The organism is Novosphingobium sediminicola, from assembly GCF_014196525.1.
GTDB lineage: Bacteria > Pseudomonadota > Alphaproteobacteria > Sphingomonadales > Sphingomonadaceae > Novosphingobium > Novosphingobium sediminicola.
The window spans coordinates 66,329-84,935 of sequence record NZ_JACIDX010000019.1 but is presented as its reverse complement, the minus strand read 5'-3'; the positions used below and the strand labels follow the sequence as shown (position 1 = coordinate 84,935).

The 18,607-nt window shown below is 61.3% G+C and carries 17 protein-coding genes and 1 pseudogene; 8 read left to right on the top strand and 10 right to left on the bottom strand.

All coding sequences use genetic code 11. The features are described from left to right. Positions 1-262 precede the first annotated feature (262 nt). The 4 genes and pseudogenes from GGR38_RS20305 (at position 263) to GGR38_RS24290 (ending at position 2,810) form a co-directional block, all read left to right on the top strand. Positions 263-1,369, top strand: coding sequence for a Fic family protein (locus GGR38_RS20305; RefSeq protein WP_183628166.1), 1,107 nt, complete (start codon positions 263-265; stop codon positions 1,367-1,369). 286 nt (positions 1,370-1,655) lie between these two features. After that, positions 1,656-1,895 (top strand): annotated as a pseudogene (locus GGR38_RS24300) (Arm DNA-binding domain-containing protein); the annotation flags it as partial. A 49-nt stretch (positions 1,896-1,944) separates the two neighbouring features. Further along, entirely contained in the window at positions 1,945-2,439 is a 495-nt protein-coding gene (locus tag GGR38_RS24295; RefSeq protein WP_246405105.1) for a phage integrase central domain-containing protein, read from the top strand. Continuing rightward, on the top strand, positions 2,436-2,810 hold the full coding sequence (locus GGR38_RS24290) for a tyrosine-type recombinase/integrase (protein WP_246405096.1): 375 nt from the start codon (positions 2,436-2,438) through the stop codon (positions 2,808-2,810). The genes GGR38_RS24295 and GGR38_RS24290 overlap by 4 nt, the downstream gene beginning before the upstream one ends. A gap of 74 nt (positions 2,811-2,884) precedes the next feature. Here GGR38_RS24290 and GGR38_RS20295 read toward each other — a convergent pair whose 3' ends face one another. Together GGR38_RS20295 and GGR38_RS20290 are read right to left on the bottom strand one after the other, a co-directional pair. After that, on the bottom strand, positions 2,885-4,141 hold the full coding sequence (locus tag GGR38_RS20295) for a type II toxin-antitoxin system HipA family toxin (protein WP_183628164.1): 1,257 nt from the start codon (positions 4,139-4,141) through the stop codon (positions 2,885-2,887). Then, positions 4,116-4,442, bottom strand: coding sequence for a helix-turn-helix domain-containing protein (locus tag GGR38_RS20290; RefSeq protein ID WP_183628162.1), 327 nt, complete (start codon positions 4,440-4,442; stop codon positions 4,116-4,118). Before GGR38_RS20290 ends, GGR38_RS20295 begins: the two co-directional genes overlap by 26 nt. A gap of 324 nt (positions 4,443-4,766) precedes the next feature. On the opposite strand from GGR38_RS20290, the gene GGR38_RS20285 reads away from it, so the two are divergent. Next, complete coding sequence (locus GGR38_RS20285) at positions 4,767-5,180, top strand: hypothetical protein (protein ID WP_183628160.1); 414 nt, start codon at positions 4,767-4,769, stop codon at positions 5,178-5,180. A gap of 2 nt (positions 5,181-5,182) precedes the next feature. Here GGR38_RS20285 and GGR38_RS20280 read toward each other — a convergent pair whose 3' ends face one another. After that, positions 5,183-8,962 (bottom strand): conjugal transfer protein TraG N-terminal domain-containing protein, encoded by a 3,780-nt coding sequence (locus GGR38_RS20280; protein ID WP_183628158.1) that lies wholly within the window; start codon positions 8,960-8,962, stop codon positions 5,183-5,185. Positions 8,963-8,979: 17 nt separating this feature from the next. Then, positions 8,980-10,401 carry a conjugal transfer protein TraH gene (locus GGR38_RS20275; RefSeq protein ID WP_183628156.1) on the bottom strand — a complete coding sequence of 474 codons (1,422 nt, stop codon included), beginning with the start codon at positions 10,399-10,401 and terminating at the stop codon, positions 8,980-8,982. Positions 10,402-10,523: 122 nt separating this feature from the next. Here GGR38_RS20275 and GGR38_RS20270 point away from each other — a divergent pair, with 122 nt between their 5' ends. Next, a complete protein-coding gene (locus GGR38_RS20270; protein WP_183628154.1) occupies positions 10,524-11,693 on the top strand; it encodes an ATP-binding protein in 1,170 nt (389 codons plus the stop codon). A 27-nt stretch (positions 11,694-11,720) separates the two neighbouring features. Here the strand turns inward: GGR38_RS20270 and GGR38_RS20265 are convergent, their stop codons facing one another. Next, entirely contained in the window at positions 11,721-12,308 is a 588-nt protein-coding gene (locus GGR38_RS20265; protein WP_183628213.1) for a hypothetical protein, read from the bottom strand. Between the two features lie 31 nt (positions 12,309-12,339). Between GGR38_RS20265 and GGR38_RS20260 the strand changes: the two genes are divergently transcribed. Together GGR38_RS20260 and GGR38_RS20255 are read left to right on the top strand one after the other, a co-directional pair. Continuing rightward, positions 12,340-12,591 (top strand): AbrB/MazE/SpoVT family DNA-binding domain-containing protein, encoded by a 252-nt coding sequence (locus GGR38_RS20260; RefSeq protein WP_183628152.1) that lies wholly within the window; start codon positions 12,340-12,342, stop codon positions 12,589-12,591. Next, on the top strand, positions 12,588-12,986 hold the full coding sequence (locus GGR38_RS20255; protein ID WP_183628150.1) for a PIN domain-containing protein: 399 nt from the start codon (positions 12,588-12,590) through the stop codon (positions 12,984-12,986). The genes GGR38_RS20260 and GGR38_RS20255 overlap by 4 nt, the downstream gene beginning before the upstream one ends. A gap of 26 nt (positions 12,987-13,012) precedes the next feature. On the opposite strand, the gene GGR38_RS20250 is transcribed toward GGR38_RS20255, so the two are convergent. From GGR38_RS20250 to GGR38_RS20230, 5 genes are all read right to left on the bottom strand, one after another. Beyond that, positions 13,013-13,846, bottom strand: a complete 834-nt coding sequence (locus GGR38_RS20250) for a conjugal transfer protein TraF (RefSeq protein WP_183628211.1) — start codon at positions 13,844-13,846, stop codon at positions 13,013-13,015. 50 nt (positions 13,847-13,896) lie between these two features. Beyond that, positions 13,897-14,496, bottom strand: coding sequence for a S26 family signal peptidase (locus tag GGR38_RS20245; RefSeq protein ID WP_183628148.1), 600 nt, complete (start codon positions 14,494-14,496; stop codon positions 13,897-13,899). Then, positions 14,468-14,998 carry a type-F conjugative transfer system pilin assembly protein TrbC gene (locus GGR38_RS24580; protein ID WP_343059184.1) on the bottom strand — a complete coding sequence of 177 codons (531 nt, stop codon included), beginning with the start codon at positions 14,996-14,998 and terminating at the stop codon, positions 14,468-14,470. The genes GGR38_RS20245 and GGR38_RS24580 overlap by 29 nt, the downstream gene beginning before the upstream one ends. A gap of 313 nt (positions 14,999-15,311) precedes the next feature. Then, positions 15,312-16,433: a conjugal transfer protein TraN gene (traN, locus tag GGR38_RS20235; RefSeq protein WP_425497075.1), complete on the bottom strand. Its 1,122-nt coding sequence runs from the start codon at positions 16,431-16,433 to the stop codon at positions 15,312-15,314. Beyond that, entirely contained in the window at positions 16,433-18,370 is a 1,938-nt protein-coding gene (locus tag GGR38_RS20230) for a hypothetical protein (RefSeq protein ID WP_246405094.1), read from the bottom strand. The genes traN and GGR38_RS20230 overlap by 1 nt, the downstream gene beginning before the upstream one ends. Positions 18,371-18,607 lie beyond the last annotated feature (237 nt).

Genomic DNA, 18,607 nt, shown 5'->3' with positions numbered 1-18,607 from the left:
TGGCGGATATGGCGGGGCAAGTGCCCATCCGATCCCAAATTGATAGCATAGGTCATCCGCAAGTGAGCCCCGAACGGTAATTACCTACCTGTGCATTGGGCTGTCAGGCGCAGGGCGGGAGCGAAGCCGCGGATCGGGCTGCGGTATCAATTGTCATAAAGGATCATGCATTCTCTTTCCGAAGTGAAAGTGATTTGTAGGTGCTTTCTCTATCGATCATATCTTGCAATTATATGATGGATAGAGTTAACCTCCATCCATCATGCGCTGGAACTGGCAACAACCCGATTGGCCCGCATTTCGCTACGATGCCGCCGCTTTGCGCCCTATCGAGGATCGCTTCCTCAAAGGGGCAGGGGTGGCGGTTGGCTCTCTGGCTCATTTGGATGACGAGGAGCGGCAGGGTTTAACCCTCTCGCTTATCGCGCAGGAGGCGGTCGATAGTTCAGCCATTGAAGGCGAAATTCTTGATCGTGCCAGTGTGCAGTCTTCGGTGGCCCGCCATCTCGGTCTCAAAAACGATCAGCGGCGCGCCAATGCCGCCGAAGCGGGCGCGGCAGAGCTGATGGCCAGCCTCTATCAGGATTACCGTGCGCCGCTCTCCAATGCGATGCTGTTCCAGTGGCACGCGATGCTGATGAATGGCAGGCGGGATCTGGCCGATATCGGGCGCTATCGCACCCATGATGACCCGATGCAGATCGTGTCGGGCGCGCTTCACGCCCCCAAGGTTTATTTTGAGGCACCGTCGTCCTCAAGCGTCGCGGAGGAAATGGCTGCCTTCATTGCATGGTTCAACGCCAGCGCGCCCGATGGGGCGGCACCCGTCAGTGTGCTGGTGCGTGCGGGCATCGCTCACCTGTGGTTTGAAAGCATCCATCCGTTTGAGGATGGTAATGGCCGCCTTGGGAGGGCCTTGGCCGAGAAGGCGCTGGCGCAATGTCTCGATGCGCCGGCCATCACCGCCTTGGCAGAAATTATTCAGCGCAATCGCAAGGCCTATTATGAGCAATTGCATCGCGCGAGCCTGTCCAACCAGGTCGACGTGTGGCTGAGTTGGTTTGCCGATAGTGCGGTCGCGGCCCAGCAGCGGACCATTGAGCGCGTCCAGTTTCTGATCGCCAAAGCCCGATTGCTTGACCGCTTGCGGGGGAAGATCAATCCGAGGCAGGAAAAGGTCTTGCTGCGCATGTTTGCCGAAGGACCGGACGGCTTCAAGGGTGGCCTTAGCGCGGCCAATTATCGTACGATCACAGAGGCCGCGTCGGCTACAGCTACGCGCGATCTTGCGGAATTGGTTGCCCTTTCCGCGCTGCGCAAGGAGGGGGAACTGCGGTACACGCGGTACTACCTTTCCCTCGGGGCTTGAGCCCGGGGGATCGGGGCGCCCTGTTGGCAACTCGGCTCCGGTGGATAATTGCAGGATCCCGTGTGGAGCCAGCCTGGCCATATGACAAAGGCGCGTGGGTCGAGGAGTTGTATGCCCATCTTCGCTCAAGCTGTCTCAAGATGTGTAAAAAATTCGCATGAAACAGCCACTTGAGCGGATTTTCCGTCTCAGGCATTATTGTCCCGTCTCCTTTGATCGCGCCGCGAAAGAGGAGTCCTAAGAGGGGGGCGATCCGATTCCTTTTTGCCACGTCAGACCATGACCCATGGCGGGAAGGGGTCTTGAACGAGAGTTCAAGATCATGACCAGCCGTACTCTCAATATCCTTTCCGCAGCAAAGGTACAGGCGATCCGCGAAGCGGGTCGTTACTCCGACGATGGAGGGCTTTTTCTCTATGTCGATGCCACGCGTCGAAACTGGATATTCTGCTACACCTGGCGCGGCGGCAGAAAGGAACTGGGCCTCGGCAGTGCCCGTTCGCTTTCCCTTGCCAAGGTGCGGGAACAAGCAGCCGAGTATCGCGCAATGCTGGCTGAGGGGAAAAATCGCAGGCTTGAGCGAGACAGAGGCTCCTGCCTTCGGTGGTTTTGCCGATGCTTTTATCGATACGATGTCCGCATGGCGGATGACGCTGACGGTCTATGCGGCTCCTCTAAGGGGGCTGTTTCTTCATGAGATCGACACGGACGATGTGCTCGGGGTGCTCAAGCCGATCTGGAACAAGATTCCCGAAACAGTCGACAGGCTGCGCGGGCGGATCGAGAATGTTCTTGATGCGGCCAAGGCCAAAGGTTTGCGCAAAGGAGAAAACTGCCCGGTGGCGAGGCCATCTCGATCAACTTCTCCCGCGTCGCAGGAAGGTGCAGCAGGGGCATCATGCGGCCTTGCCGTTCGAAGACATTCCGGATTTTATCTCGCAATTGCGCGGGCGGCCCGCCCTCGCCGCCCGTGCACTGGAATTTGTCATCCTGACAGCGGCGCGCACCGGCGAATTGGAGAGAAATCCGTCTTGAGCAGCGCCTGTGGGTGGTTCCGGCGGAGCGCATGAAGGCTGGCCGGGAACATCGTGTGCCGCTCAGCGATCGGGCAATGGAAATTTTAAAGGCGACGCCTGAAAGCGAACGCCATGGCTTGGTCTTCACGCCGGGGGCAGGAGGCAGGCCTCTGACGAACATGGCTATGCCAATACTGTTAAGGAGAATGGACCTGGAGGTTACCGTTCATGGCTTTCGATCGACTTTCCGCGATTGGGCGGCCGAGACGACCAACTTTCCAAACGAGGTGTGTGAAATGGCTCTGGCGCATACCATTCCCGGCAAAGCCGAGGCTGCCTATCGGCGCGGCGACCTCTTTAATAAGCGCCGCAAGCTGATGGAGGCATGGGCGGAATATTGCGGATGCAAAGAAGGTAAGGGCTAAATGCAGGATCGGCCCCGGCGGTTCTATCGCCGGGGCCACTTCTTCGGCCGGGTGCAGGGATTATCGCTCGCGGTTCAACTGTTCGCGCAGGAGGTCAGGATTGGAGTGAGCGTTTTTATATGCGCGTCGATACGGTCCAGGACTCTATCGGGAACATGAGCACGTTCGGGCAATTGCCACCAGTTTTCGTTGACGAGAGCAACTGTATCCGTAACGGCTCGCAGAACGGCTGGCTCGGGCATTCTGGCGCGATGGGCAAAAGCCTTCCATCGGTCCGCAGTCAGGGCCTTGAATGATCGCTCACCTCCCAGCGACAGTGCCATTCCATCAGCGGGAATATAGGGAACGGTCGACAAGAGGTCATAGACCGGCGATAAGGCTGGGGTGTTGCCATCCCCGCGATAGATGAGTGACCAGTTTTTGAGATGCATGTCTCCGTTGCCGGTGATGACTGCGAGTGTCAGACGGCGGACAAATTCCAGTGCGGCTGATGGCGAAATTGCCACATTCAGTGCAGAGGCGATATCGTGATAGGCGGCACCGTCGTATTTACGGGCGGGGTAAATGCCGAAGACCTGTGCCATGTCTTCGATGTGAATGCGGCTATGTCCTTCATCGCGATCAAAACGCCGGATCAGCAGAACCTTGCCGTCCGACATCGTGTCGAAGTCTTCCGGAATTCCTGCAAAATCCGATTTCTCGACAAGCTCACGCTCCGGGACTTCCATGCTGATCGCCTCAGCCAGAGCAAGGTTTGCGAACTCATTCTCGGAAACGCCCGGAAAAGCGGTCGAAGGAAATTTGGCGATATACTGGCCGTCATTGTCGTCCAATGGGAGCGTCAGGCCTCCGCCTTTGCCGGTATTTTTCATGACAGACAGCTTCATCTGAACACCAGCCAGCGAGAAACGTGCTTTGCCTTTTCCCTCCTCGCGCACAGGCTGAACGGCAAGCGACCCTTCGCTCGGCACAACCCGAATTGCTCCAGGCAGGTCGGCCCCAAGGGCTGCCAGCAAATCGAAATCATTGCCGGGACGCACCGCTTCGGCATGATGCTTTTCCATCGCTTCGCGCAGCTTGTCTTCCGGCAGCAGATTGGCAAAAAATGCGGGCACCGTCTTGCTGACCGGCTTGGGGTCTTTTCGCAGACCTCCGCTAGCTGCCCGCAGCGACAGGCTCAGAACCGGGTGGCCGCCGGTCTGGCGGTAGCTCTCATTGAGGCTGAAGGCACTGAAGTCGCCGGGGGTGCGGACAATCACGCCCACCTTTAGCGAATTGAGATAAACATCAAGGGAGGTGATGGCGTTAGGAGCGCGAGAATTTTGTTTCATGGTAATCATCATCCGGAAGTGCGGAAAAGGCGGGCAGGTCATCCTCCTCGTCGGGTCGCATCAAAGCCTGCAAAGCGGGGAGCAGGGCTTGCGGAATGAGCACCATTTCAAGACCCAGCGCCCGCGCGATGTTGGTGAGCGTGGTGGCGCGAGCCGCAACGGTGCCTTTCTCTATATCCCGGTAGCGAGGGCGCGATATTCCGGCGAGTTCGGCGAGTTGCTCCTGCGTCAGGCCGGCGGTCAGTCTGGCCGTGGCGAAAGCATTTCCGATAGCTTGCAGCGTTTCATTGTCCGAGGGCATGGTGATCTCTTTGCAGATCGTTTTTTTAAGAAATGAGATGCAAAGATATCATTTTGGAATTGGTGTGGCAAGGTGGTGTGATCCTTTTGAGGATCATGCCTCATTATAAGGTACGCAAACATATCATTTCGTCTTGGTCGGCACTGGCGGCTGTCAGGACTCTGCCTTTGGCTCAGGCTGTCCTTTGCCACGGCTATGAGGAGGGTAGAGCGCTTTGGACAAAACTGAGCATTTCGTTGATAGCCCACTCCCAACCTTTCCAGAACGAATTGAGTTCCGCTTTCGTCCAGGAAATACTGTCCTCTGTCGGGAAAGGATCCACATATGGTCCCCATCGGCACGCCAGAAGACAGATCTGCGCATGAGGTAGCTCCCGAACTGCGCCTGCGCGATTACATCTGGCGTCTCCGCATCGCTAAAGCATGGTGGAGCGTATCCCTCGTCTGGTGGGCCGGCTTTGTGCAGGCACAGGAGAACGGCTGGCTGCTGGATTATTACGAGACTGCCTTAGCCGGTTATCTCAATGTGTTGTTTTTCCCGATGACGATCTTCATGGCGCTGGGCGTTCCTTTCGTCTGGGCAAAGCTCGATCGTGGCGATTGGGTGATTTCACCAGAGCCATTACCGCAAGATCAGCCTTTTCTGTCTCGCTCGGTCGGCGGCATGCGCGATCCTGCGTCCGACCCGCTGGATCCGAGGTCGGGGCTGCATTGGCAGCGTTTCAACGACAGCCAATGATTTCAGTTCTCACGGCGGCCTTTAGATTTGGTGTCGCCATCGCCAAGGCCATGCGGAAGGTCGGTCGAGAAACGTCCGGTTCTTAGCGTTGATTCTTGCTCCAGAGAGGTAAGAGGGGCGGTGATATCAAACGTTCCGCGACCGGCATTGGCTTGACCCAGATAGCGGTTGCGCATTCCCTCTTTGCCGAGGATTTGATTGTGCAGTTCTTGGGTGAAAGTTTTTGCCGGTGCTTGGGATTGGGAGGCCTTGCGTTCGGCAGCGGCAATTGCATGGCGAACATCATAATTTACAATGTCCATGGTTGATTGGGCATTTTCTACGGTAATCCCACGATCCGAACTCTGAAACCCGACGCTCCCGCTGACATTCGCCCCAACCGAACCGCCTGTCGCCCAACCTCCCGTCTTGCCAGTCCCGCCCGCAAGCTGTCGCCCCGCCGACCCGGAAATCCCGGCATTGATATCCGTGCCCATTGAGGTCTGATCCTGCGCCGAGCGCGAGAGCGAACGGGTCCAGCCGGTTTGCGCGATGATCGCCTGAACATCGCGCTGGAGCGTGTCGGCGACTTGAGGTTTCAAACGCCATTGCCCCTTGCGGTCCATCTCGAACCCGCCTTTGAGCCATCCTTCCATCATCGCCTGCCCCTGCTGCCCGTCGCCGAGGAAATGCTCGATCGTATCGGGCCCGGCTTGCTTGCCCGCCTCGAAGCGGGTGCTGGTGTCCGAACGCGCCGACTGGCTGAAGCCGGTGCTGCTCGATACCAGCAGATCGTTATGCGCAAAGCTGAAGCGCGCCCGACCGCCATTGGCGATGGCGCCGAGCTGACTTTCATTGATCAGTCCGCCTTTCCACATCGCGGCCGCGCCTTGGGGTGACAGATTGAGATTGAGATCGCCATTCTGATCCATCGCGATCTGGCGTCGCGACAGGTTGACGCCATGCTCGCCCAGCAGCTTTTGCATACGGGTAAGGCGTTCCTGCTCGACAATCCGGCCGAGCCTTTCGTTGCGTGTGCGATCCGCGATGCCAGCAGCACCGCCTTCCGCCATATCGGTCTGATTGCCCGATGTGCGTCCCAGCGCCTGAATGAAACTGTCGAGCCGCGCGGCTTCGCGCACCGATGCGCCGGCAGCAGCGGCCCCTTGCGCAAATCCGGCGTTGTCGGCCTGCCGCCTTGCTTCGCCAATGCGCGCCGCCGAGCGGGTGCCTGCAGGCCCCACCTCGCGCTGAGCATCGAGCCTGCCCGACCTTTCGGCAAAATCATAGCGGGAGGCCTCCCGGCTGCGGCCATAGATGCTGGTATGCTCGCGCGCCGCCTCGGCATTCGCGCCATCGGCCGTGCCAAGCTGGCTGGCGGTATGATAGGTCGCTAGCGCGCGCTCGACCTGCGCTTCATTATGCCCGGTGCTGCGCGCCAACTGGCTGACCGCCGAGGAGCGTGCTTCGCCGGCCAGTGTGTTGATGAAGCCGATCTTGCGGCTGGCCTCGTCAAGCGGCAGGCCAAGCATGGCGGCGGCTTGCCTTTGCCCCGCATTGGAGCCGGTCCTCCATGCCTGTTCGGTCGCCACATTGCTGCGCTCGCCGGCCGCCACCCGGTTTCCCGCAAAGTCGCGACGTCCTTCCATCGCCCCGGCACTGATCTGCGCGCCGGTGAGATCGTTGCGCAGCATCTGCTCCTGATCGAAAGCATTGGCCGAGAGCTTGGCAAAGGTCGGATCTGCCGAGGCCTGCGCGATGAGAGTGGAGGCCTTGAGCGCGGCATCCCTGGGTACATAACCGCCGCGCTCGAAATGCCGCTGCGCGCCCGACATCATCATGTCATAGGCATTGGTGTCGCCAAAGGCCTTCCATTGCACCATATTCTGGCTGAAGGCGGCAAAGGCGCGTTCGCCTGCCTGCCCGCCCCCGAAATAGCCTGTTCCCAGACGGCGCAGCGCATCCTTCTCGGCAAAATTATGGATCGCCCCGGTGGCGGCATTGGCACGCACGGCCTGGGCGCTGGCCGGATCGGCCAGATCGCGGCCGGCAAGGGCAGGGGCAAGGCCGCCCAGCTCGCGCGACGCATCGATCCCGCCAAGCGCAAAGGCGGAGCCGCCCGCCAGAGCACTTCCATGTTCACCGACCACAGTCCCGGCCATGCCAAAACTTCGATTGGCGCCAAAATTGCTGCGCTCGCCAAAGTCGCCGAAATTTGCTGAAGCACTGCTCCTCGCCATGGTTCCCGACGCCGAAGCCTGACCTTCCATCGCGGAGGCATAGCCTTCCCTGGTCATCAACGGCGCGGCGGCGGTGCTGGCCATGCCCTGCGCCTGCAGAGCCTCGCCGGTGAAGGAGGAGAACACATTGCCCGAGAAACGGAAGACGGTGAAGGTAAAGGCGCCCGCGACGCCTGCGGCGGCCGTGCGGAAGGAGCCGAAGATCGCCAGCGCCTTCATCGCCGAGGAGGGGGCGAGCAGCCAGGCATTGGCGCCGACATGGTTCGAGCGCATCTCGGCCAGCACCGCCACCGCCCGTCCGAGGGTCAGCTGATAGATGCCAGCATCGATCACGCCCCAGAGCGCCACGAAAACGAAAAGCCCGAAGGCAAAGCTGGCGACCCGCAGATTGATCGGGGTGAGGATGAACATCAGTGCGATCGGCGTCATGAACAGCATGATGCCAAAGACCGTCGCGCGGATGGTCGGCATCCATTCATTGGCGACCGACATCGAGGCCAGCCCGCCCGAGATCACCGCGCGATTGGCCATGACGCGCGAAGCGGTCGCCGGGCTATCCTCAAAGAGAACATCGCCTACCGCATTGCCCAGCATGATATCGCTCATCAGCGCCTGCATGGTGAGCGAGGCGCCCATCATCATGTCGCCCATCTGACCCAAATTGCTGCGGCAACGCGAAAGCTGACCTGCATCGCTCACATCATAGCCGGTGCGTGCGCAGACCCGTTTTGCGTAATCGTCGAACAGGGCCGGGTCAGACAGGCGCGTCTGGATCGCGTCCCAGGCCTCGGCGCATGTGACCGTGGTGCCGGCCTTATCACTGGCGGAATAGACAGTGCTATAGGTGGCGGGCCCGGCCATGGCGGCGAAACTGGCGGGCAGATCAGTGGATGTGCGCAAGAGCTGGTCGTCATCGACCTGATAGGCACTCGACGTTCGGGCGACCGGATAGCATTGGCGAACATAGTCCCTGACCGTGGCCTCAAGGAAGGCGTCGCTCATCGGCCCGCGCGGTGAAACCGCGTTGAGGAACAGGTCGAAGGCATGGCCGCCTGCGCCAAATTCCAGTTTGGCGTTGGGCTCAGTGGTATTGTCGTCGATCACCTCGGACAATGCGCGTTCCATTAAATTGGTGGTGCCTGCGACCATCACGATGAGATTGGGAACCCCGCCGACACCCTGATAGGCATTGCGCACCTTGTCATAGACATGGACCGTGCCGGTGGTCGAAACGAGCCCGACGAAAAGACCGATGCCGAACAGCATCTGAAAGCCGAAAGTGACGATGCCCATGCCCTGTCTGCGGATGCCGGCCAGCAGCGCCCCTAGTGCGATCCCGGCCACCGCGCAGATTACCACCAGCGTTTCATAACGCGCGTCTGCGAAGATCAGCGAGACGAGATGGAACGCGTCGACCGTCTCGGCAAAGCCGTCGTAGCTGTAGAAGCTGGCGTCCAGCGCGCGAGCCGGACTGGCGATCAGAGCCGGCGGGACTGCCAGCAATCCGGCAACGATCTGGCGGCGCGCTGTCCGGAAGGGAAAACACGAAAGGGCCAGACGCATGGGCAGGGGCCTTTCCATCAGCGGTTGCGATAGGCTACGGCGCCTGCGGCATCGCGGGCATCGCGGTCGCGCTGGCGCAGCAGCCCGGCGTAGCTGGCCGAGAGATTGGCCTGGCTGAGAGCCGCCAGATAGGACTGGCGCATCTGCGCGCGCTGCCGCAGCACATCCTCGCGCAGGTCGCGCAATTGCTCGATCCCCTTCGAAAGAATCCTGGTCTGGCAGATCTTGCTGCTCTCGGAACTGGCGGCTCCGGCCACCGTGGCTCCGCGTTCCGCATTGGTCAGCGTAAAGTCGATCGAGCGGGTGAGATCATTGAGCATCTGATAGGCAAGGCTCAGGGCCACCAGCTGATCGGTGTCGGAAATCACGGAATCGGGCACGCCCTGCCGCACGCCCCATTCGAGCAGTCGATAGACGGGCAAGGTCTTTACATTGGCGACGAACTGCTTTTCCTCCGATGTAAGCCCGGCGCGGGTGCGGATCTTGGCGCTGATCGAGACCATGCGCTCGCGGGCCAGTTCGAGGGCGCCCTTGCCGGTCTGCGCCGAACAGTCGGAGGCAGTGGCCGGCACATTGAGGCTGCGGGTCTGCACTTTGCCGGTCAGAAAGTCCTCTGGCGTGTCACTGTCCTGATGCGGGCAGGCCGGGATCGCCGAAAAGACCGGCACTTTGTCACCCGCATCCCAGCGCATATAGACATCGCCCACGCGGGCGCGCATCACGCCCGCCCAGTCGCCCGCGCCGACGCGCTGGGCCGCATGAGCGAGCAGTGAACCGGTGCGGAAGATGTCGGTGACTTCGGCAGGGCAGTTTTCCAGAGCCTCCTTTAAGTCCTCGGTCGGATTGCCATTGTTGGCTTTGAGCTTCTCCCGGCTCTGCTGATAGCTCTTGGCAAAGCCCGCCGAGACCGATTTGGAGCCGGTCATCTCCTCAATGATCCCGCTCATATTCTCATCGCCCCGCGCCATCTGGACCATGCGATTGGCAAGGCGGCAATCATTGACCTGGATCGAGTTGAGGTAATTGGTGGCTGCCTCCATCTTTGAGATGATGTTGCCCATTTTCTCGTCGAGCGTTTCGAGGAGATACTGGAAGGCAACGGCTGGGGCAGCCTGCAATATGCTCTCGAGTTTCTGGACAAGGTAATCGGGATCGAGGAAAGACATGCCGCCCAGAAACATGTCGATGCCGCCGCAGCCCGCTTTGACCTTGGGCAGCGAGAGCGACATCAGATAATCGTCATGGACATCGAAGCGCCCCGACATGCCGCCTGCGGTGACATAGCCGCGCGTCTGGTCGCTGAAGCTGCCGGGGGAGCTATAGGTCGCATTGTCGAACCAGCTTTCGGTCCAGCTCTGCGCGAAGGCGGGTTCACTGGCCGCGCAACTTGCCAGCAGCGCAGTGAGGGGCAGGTTCAGGAACGGGTGGGTTCTGGGCATGGCGGTTTTCCTTGTTCCGGGGAGCAATCGGAAAGCCCGCCGCCATTCGGGCCTCCCTTGAGGTTGTGGAGGTGATGGAAGATAACCTTGCAAATTCGGAATAGAGATCCAATAATGCATGCATGATTGAAAGAAGGATCAAGCCCGAACTGATCGTAAGGATCGATCACGCGCCTTCGGTTGCCCTGCTTGGGCCCAGGCAGGTCGGCAAGACGACGCTCGCTCAGGAGATCGGTGATGAACGGTCCGCGCTTTATCTTGATCTGGAATCGGATGCGGATCGCGCAAAACTGAGCGAGCCGGAGCTTTACCTGGAAAGCCAGGCCGACCGGCTCATCATTCTCGATGAGGTCCACCGCATGCCGGATCTGTTTCAGATCCTGCGTGGCCTGATCGATCGGGGAAGGCGCAAGGGCAGGAAGTCCGGTCGCTTCCTGCTGCTGGGATCGGCTTCGATCGACCTGATGGCTCAATCGGGCGAAAGTCTCGCGGGGCGGATCAGTTTTCTGGAAATGCGCCCTTTCGATGCGCTCGAAACCGTCGAAGCGGACAGTGAGCAACTGTGGATCAGGGGCGGCTTCCCCGAGAGCTTTCTCGCCGCTTCGGACCAGCTTAGCCAGCGATGGCGCCGGGATTTCATCCGGACCTATCTCGAGCGGGACATTCCGATGCTGGGACCCCGCATTCCTGCAGAAACTCTGCGTCGCTTCTGGACCATGCTGGCGCATCACCAGTCCGGTCTGCTCAATGCCTCGGAATTTGCCCGCAGTCTCGGCGTCGACAGCAAGACGGTGGCATCTTACCTTGATCTCCTGGTGGATCTGCTGCTGGTCCGGCGGCTTGAGCCTTGGCATGGCAATGGCCTCAAACGGCTCGTCAAATCGCCGCGCGTCTATGTGCGTGACAGCGGCCTTGTGCATACGTTGCTTGGCCTTACGGGCAGGGACGATGTGCTGGGCCATCCGGTGGCGGGTGCGAGTTGGGAAGGTTTTGTCATCGAGAACCTGATCGCGGCATCGCCCGAGGGCACGGCGGCTTGCTTTTATCGCAGCGCAGCCGGCGCGGAAATCGATCTGGTGCTGGATTTGCCGGGGAAGGGTCTTTGGGTATTCGAGGTCAAGCGCAGCCTTTCGCCTAAAGTTGAGCGCGGCTTTCACCACGCCTGCGAGGATCTTCAGCCTGCGCGCAAGATTGTCGTCTATCCCGGCAAGGAGGCCTTCCCACTGGGCCATGGGATTGAGGTGATGCCGCTCCGGCAGGCTGCCGAAGCGTTGCAGGCTCTCGCACTTTGAAAGGAGACGCGGCAGGCTGGCCATAGATCATGGCCTCCCTTGCGGAGATCGCGCCACCACTGCAACAATGCCGGTATATTTGGCCATCGCGCGAAGACCGACATCGGGCCTGACGCCCGAGAGCATCTTGGTCGCGAGATAGGCATTGCGCGCCAGATTGACGAGGTGATCGGTGCCGATGGCAATCGGGATGGCCCGCCGTTCGTCACCTATCGGCCTGACCCAGGCGACCGGGTGTCCTACCCATGGCAGGCCAAGCCGACCCGAGCGGAGCATGGCTTCATCGCGGCCTATGATCCGCACCTGCCAGCGATAGCGGGCGCGAAACTCACCCAGCCTTGCCCAGAGGTCGGCGCAGGGGAGACAGCCGGGCGCAGTGGTCATTTCGATCACATTGAGCGAGGCTGCGCTGGAAAGGGTCTCTGCAAAGTCAGGCGGAAAATCCCGCGTTACGGGCACGCGAGCGAGCCATGCCTGCATGTGCAGCGTGTCACCGACCGGATGGACCGCGGCGCGGGCGGCATCGGCATGGGTGGTGAGGCGGGCTGACAAGGGGGCTACCCATTGAACCACAAAAAGTACAATAAGAATCTTGATGGTAAGGGTATTTTGCATTACTTTGACAATGTCACCAAGGATACAAGCCATGACCACTCTGACCGTCACGACCAAGGGCCAGATCACTCTCAGGAGGGATCTGCTCCAGCACTTGGGAATCCGCCCCGGATCGAAGATTACTGTGCAGAAGCTGCCCAATGGCCGGATTGAGGTGGCGGCCGAGCGGCCCAAGGGCAAGATTTCCGATGCCTTCGGCTTGCTGAAAAGAGAAGGCCAGCGGGTCATCTCGATTGACGAAATGAATGAGGTGATAGCCAGGGGTTGGGCGGGTGAACTGTGAAGATTACCGCTGATACCAATGTTCTGGTGCGTGCCGTTGCCGCAGATGAGCCTGAACAGACCCGAATTGCCCAGAACCTTCTTGAACGTGCCGATGTTGTGGCGATGCCGGTTATGGTCCTGTGCGAGTTTTGCTGGGTTATGGGGCGGGCCTATGGGTTCGCGTCCGCAGAGATTGCCCACGCTCTTCGACTGCTGACCGGCGGTGACAATGTTTCCGTCGATGGGCCTGCTGTTGAAGCGGGACTTGCCATGCTGGATGCGGGAGGTGATTTTGCCGATGGCGTGATCGCGCATGGCGGACAATGGCTTGATGGCGAGACATTCGCCTCCTTCGACCGTAAAGCCGTTTCCCTGCTGCGGGCGCAGGGCGTGAAGGTCTTGCTGCCTCAGTGAGGCCGACTGCCTGATGGCCCCTTCTGTCACGGCCTCCTCCCGCTCACCATATCGCCGCCGATCACCCGAGGGTCGGAAGCCGATACCGGCCCGTTGGCCAGAGCATCGAAGAACCCGTCTTCTTCACCGGCTCCGGTCAGGAACTGCTCGGGCCTGATATCTCCCGAGAGCAGGCGCACGGCATTATAGGCGGTCTGGACAAGATTGGGATAGGCCTCGACGCCATTGGCGATCACCATGCGCTGGGATGAATTGCGACGGATGACCATGGTGGTGGGCGTAACCTCAACCCCGAAACGGGCGGCAAGGTCGGCGCGCTGGTCGAGATCCACCCGCGAGACCTGCCAGCCTGTCTCTTCCTGAAACCGCTGAAGGATCGGCCATTGCACGCGGCAATAGGCGCAGGATGCGCGCGAAAACATGACAAGCGCGAATTCGCTGCCATGGGCGCGCAGATACTGACGGCGCAGCGCGTCCTTTTGCGCCGTCATCCGGTCGCGGGCATCGCCCACCATCGGATTGGCCGATTTTGAATTGAGTTCAGGATGGGCGAGCATGGCGATCTGGGTGACCCCGGCAAAGGCGCGGGCCTTGCGGCGGGCAAAATCCTCCAGCTTCCAGAAATCGGTGACCGCCTCGACACTCAGGACCGTGGCGGCATAATCGCGCTGGTCCTCGATCAGCTTGCGGATCCTTGCCGGGGGCAGGCGCGCAAGTTCGGCCATCGGCGGGATGGCGGGCTTTACCAGTTCATCCGGTTCGCTTGCAGGTTCATCCGGTGCGGGCCTGGGTGGCGGCTGGTACCACCAATAGCCTTGCGTGCCGGGCTGGGTGGACGGTGCACTTTGTGCGAGTGCCATTGGAGCATGGACAAGAGTTACTGCGAGCAGCCCGGCGCGGATAAGCGGGATCACAGCACTTTCTCCATGCGGCGCAGGCGGGAGATGGCGATGGGCCCGTAATAGCGGCTGTCGAAACCACGGGGATGGGCCGAGCCCACATAGATATAGCCTGCCGGGATGACCGGGTAGGCCGGCTGCCAGTGCGCCAGCTTTTGTCCTTCGCGCCGGGCAGGCAGGCTCGAACCGAGCAGCCTGCCATTGCAATAATACCAGCCGTCTTGAGATCCGGGGTGCATCGGCGAAGGCTTCTCGACCATCGCAATCCGGTCGCCGGGCAGGCACAGGGCATATTTGGTGACATCAACCGGCGCGGGACCGGCGAGCGGATGGGAGAGCTTGAAAGACACCAGATCCCCGCGCCGGATTGGGCCGGGCGCGGCATGGACCAGATAGGCATCGATAGAGGGGCTGGCGACCAGCGTTACGCTGGGAAGAGCATACCAGGTGAGGAGGCCGATCGGCAGAACAATGCCATAGGCTTTCCAGAGCTGCCGCGGGCGCGGTGGCTCGCCAAGCCCGGCGCTGCCCAATGTCACGGCAGCGCGCAGAGGGAGCAGTTTCACCTCGGGCCAGAGGCGCTTACCGGCGTTGCAGACGCGTTGTAACATCGCGCACCCCCTCTTTGCCGCCGAGGCGGGCATATTCATCGAGCAGCGCGGAAAGCGAGGCATCGCCATAGACGAGATGGGCGCCGCGCTCGCTGTCCTCCTCGCGTTCGCAGTAGGGCCGGGTCGGATCGCCCGGGATCAGGGTGAGGGCAGGGACCTGGCGCACATCATGCTGACGAAAGATCAGCGGATCGACGATCACCTGCACCTTGCGCATCGCGCAGGCAGGCCCTTCGCAGCCGGGATCGAGCCGCAGAGCCTGAGCGATCAGTTTCGCCATCGGGCCAACGCGGCCCATCCCGCCCACCATCCCCCGAAAGGCGATCACTCCGCCGACCGGTTCAAGCTGCACAGCATAGGCGCGAAGCTGGGAAAGCGGCATCGAGGAGGAGGCAAACAGAACCGGCACATAGGCCCTGGGGCCGGTGGGCGCGATAGCACCTTCAAGCGCCGCGCGGTCAGGGGCTTCCAGGCCCAGCGCTTGGGCTACACGTTTCGCCATGGCTTCGCGGCTTGCGGCAAGCCCCGCGCGGCCGGCATCCAGCGCCGCGTGGGCGCGGGCTTCCATGGCGGGAGAGGGGGCGTGTTTACGCAATCCCTCAAAGGCTCGGCGGGCCTTGTTATCTTGTATTGCAGGCAGAACGGGCTGTGTCGCTCCTCCTGCAGGTTCGTGCTTTTGCCGCGCGGCGATGGCGGTTTTCAGGCGTTCCATTGCAGCATCGCCCTGCGCCTTTTCGTCCGCGCTACCTGGCGCAGCCCTGTCCTGCGCCAGCGCGGTTGCGGACAGCATGACCGGCGCAAGGGCGAGGCACAATCTAGGGTATGACCGTCTGCATATAGGCATCGATCCGCTCCTTCATGTCGATCTGGATGTTGCTCTGGGTTTTGGCGGTCAGGTCCGAATAATATTCGGAGAGATCCATCCTGCTGAAATCGAGCGCCTGGAACTCTTCGGGGGTAAAGCCCCGGCAATAGGGGCTCTTGGGACTGCCCCAGCCGATGCTGTTGAAGGATTTGAGCTGCGGGCGGCCCTGTTCCTGAATGATGCGACCGAGCCTGGTGTTGAAGCAGCAATTGCCGACCGACTTCTGTATGCAGATGCCAAGGATGCTCGAAGAACAATAGGCGCCGACCTCGTGGCACATGCCCGAGCCGCGCAGGATGCCTGCTTCCATGTCCTGCTGGTCGCAGCCCGAGAGCAGGAATTCGAGGACGAGATTGATCGCCAGACTGATCGCGAGCGAGGTGGGATCGATGCCGATGATGGCGCCGGCCCCTGCACTTGCCGCCTGACTGGCCGAGGCTCCGGCTTGAAACGCGGCATAGGCTGCCCGCATCCCCGAGAACACGCCTTTGGCCACCGCGATCTTGGTCGAGAGCGAGGTCAGCGCCGAACCGGTCCCGTCCTTGATGATCGATCCGCGATTGCGGCAGCAGTTGGAAAATGTGGTGAGCAGACCCGCCGGTCGGCAGCGCAGAGCGCGCCCGGAAAAGATCTCGATCGCGCCATTGCAATTGCCCGCCTCATCGAGCGTGCCGTCATTGGCAGCGCCGAGATCGTCGACCACCGGGCTGGTGGTGATGGCGCCGGCGCTGGGGGTGCAGGCATTGGGCGAACAGGCTGGCGTCCCGCCACTGTCAGGCGTCAGGCATGGATACAGGCTGCCGAGGGGACAACTATAGTCGCCCTGCGCATCGGCGGTGCAGGTGACTTGCCCGAGCGGGCAGAGAAAAGTGCTGCCCGTCATCGCGGTGCAGGTCGCGATCTCGCCCGGATCGGCGGCATCGCCATTGCCGTTGAGATCGGCGGCGCAGAGCTGTTCGGCCTGAGACTGTGCCCGTGCGGGCATGGTGAAGAGCAGACTGCCTGCACCAAGCAGCGCGGGCAGGATCAGGTGCCGGAGGATGTGCCGGGCGGGGGAAGGCGCGCGGTTCATCACCGGCTCGCCGTGCAGACCAGATCGGCCCCGCCAAGGCGCAGGCTCTGCATCATCACTGCCGCTTCGGGAAAATCATCGAGGCAGCCGCAGGCACTGACGAGTTCCTCGCCAGCGCCAAGCGGACAGACATTGTCGCTGCCGCAGCTATGGTAGAATGTGTCATAGCCGGTCGGCGCATTCTGTTTTGCGCCCACCACGCCATCCACCGCGGCATCATTGTTGGCTTTGGGCGCGCGGGTTTTGCAGATGGCCTCGCAACTGGCCACCGAAGCCTGGCCCGGGAGGGCAAAGGCGCGGGTCGTGGCGGAGACCGTGCCGTCACTTGCAGTGATGCGGTCGGCGAGCAGGTTTGGGCTCGAATGGTCGATGATATAGGTCGCGCGTGAAAGGTCCGGCGTGGTGGAAGTAGCCACGCATTGATAGCGCCGCTCCTTCTCGAAAAAGCTGCGCGTCACGCTTTGCGAGCAACTGGCTGAACTCACAATCCTGGTCTGGGCCAGCGGTCGCAGGCCGGTGGCGACGCCATTGCGGAAAGTCTCGACACCATCGACGCTCTCGCTCTTGAGCGTGCAGGTCGGATCGGCGGCATTGCCCATGCAGGCATCGGTGAGTGTTTCGGCAAGCTCGCAGGACGTATCGACCTCGGCATGGACCTGCAGATTACCCTCGCCGCGGTCGCCTACCGCGAGGCGCAAGACGATGGTATGGTCGCCTTTGGTCATCCAGGGCATCAGGTCGATGTCGGGATAGAAATAGCTGGTGCGGCCGCGATCGCAGGATCCGGGCGGATTGCCGGAACCGGTCCAGGCGCCCGGCCCGTAGGAAATCAGCGCACCATCGATGCGGACCTGTCCCCAGTCATCGGCGAACCATGCGGGGATGGTGACAGACTTCAGCCGCTCGGGTTTCTCGACATGAAGCGTTATATGATAGTCGAAGAGGGTGCAGGAGCCGCCATGGAGCGAGTTGTCGCCGGGCGAGCCCGTCAGGAAATCGGCGCTGCCGGGCGTCGGATTGGAGGTCGCATAGCCGCCCGAGGCGCGCTGGATCACATCATCGAGCGAGATGGCCGTCAGCGTCAGATTTCGGGTGATGGTGCAATCGCGTGAGGAGGAGGTTCTGCCGGTTCCGACGGGTGATCCGGCGAGAGTTTGAAAGACGCTGCTGCTCTGCGCGGCGGCATAGGCGTCGCCGGAGAGCGCTGATGGATTGGTCGCATAGCTGCTGACGGCCAGCGAAGGGCTTGATGCGCAGGCCGTGGTCTGCGTGCCGCTATAGCGGATGAGCGGGCCATCGACGCTGGCTTCGAGCACGCCGATGCGCGGGTCGGCCGAAGTGAGCGCGCCCACCACGCCGCCGCCCAGATCTTTGAGGATCGAGGCCATATTGCCCCAGACCAGATTGCTGCCGCAGGCATTGTTGATGCAATAGCAGCCCGCCAATTGGCTTAGATCGACCTCGGTGAGTTTCAGATTTCCAGTCGTTCCGGTTGCCCATTGAAAATTCCGGCAATTGTTCCAGCTGCCGGGATCGCAGGCGATGATGCCATTGGCGCAGACGCCTGAGACGGGTCTCGGTACGCTAAGCGCCTCATCGAAGGATCCGTCGAGATTGCTGTCGCGCGAGATGGTGAAAGTACCGATATCACCGCCGGCGGCGGGCTGGGCGAGCAGTTCGAGCATGGTCGCGCTCTTCCGGCAGGCGATGGTGGGGGTAAAACTCTGGCTGCCATCGACGGTGCTGACACCGTTGCCTGCCAGAGCGGGGGTGAGGTAATTCCGGCGGAGCGTTTCGCTGGTGCCGCTTTTCGCCTGGGCTGCTGATGCGGCGGTACGGGCGCGGTCTTCTACGGTCTGGGCGTGGGCCGCATCGGTGAGCGTGAGGCTGATGGCGCTCAGGAGCAGTGCGATCAGGATGTGGCGCAAACTGGTCATTGCGTGCCTCCTGTCACCAGGCGTTGCCCCTTGCGCAGGCGAAACAGCATGCCGTGCGGGAGCGCGGGTTCCTCGCCCGCCACGATTCGGAAGACGGCCTGCCCTTCAAAACAGGTCAGAACCGCGACCGGAACCACTGGCCGCATTTCGGTTGCGGCTAGCTCTGCGTCAACGCTAGGCAGTGGGGGTGGAGCGACGCCGCTGAGAGGCGGCGGCGTCGCTCCTTCTGCGCAGTAA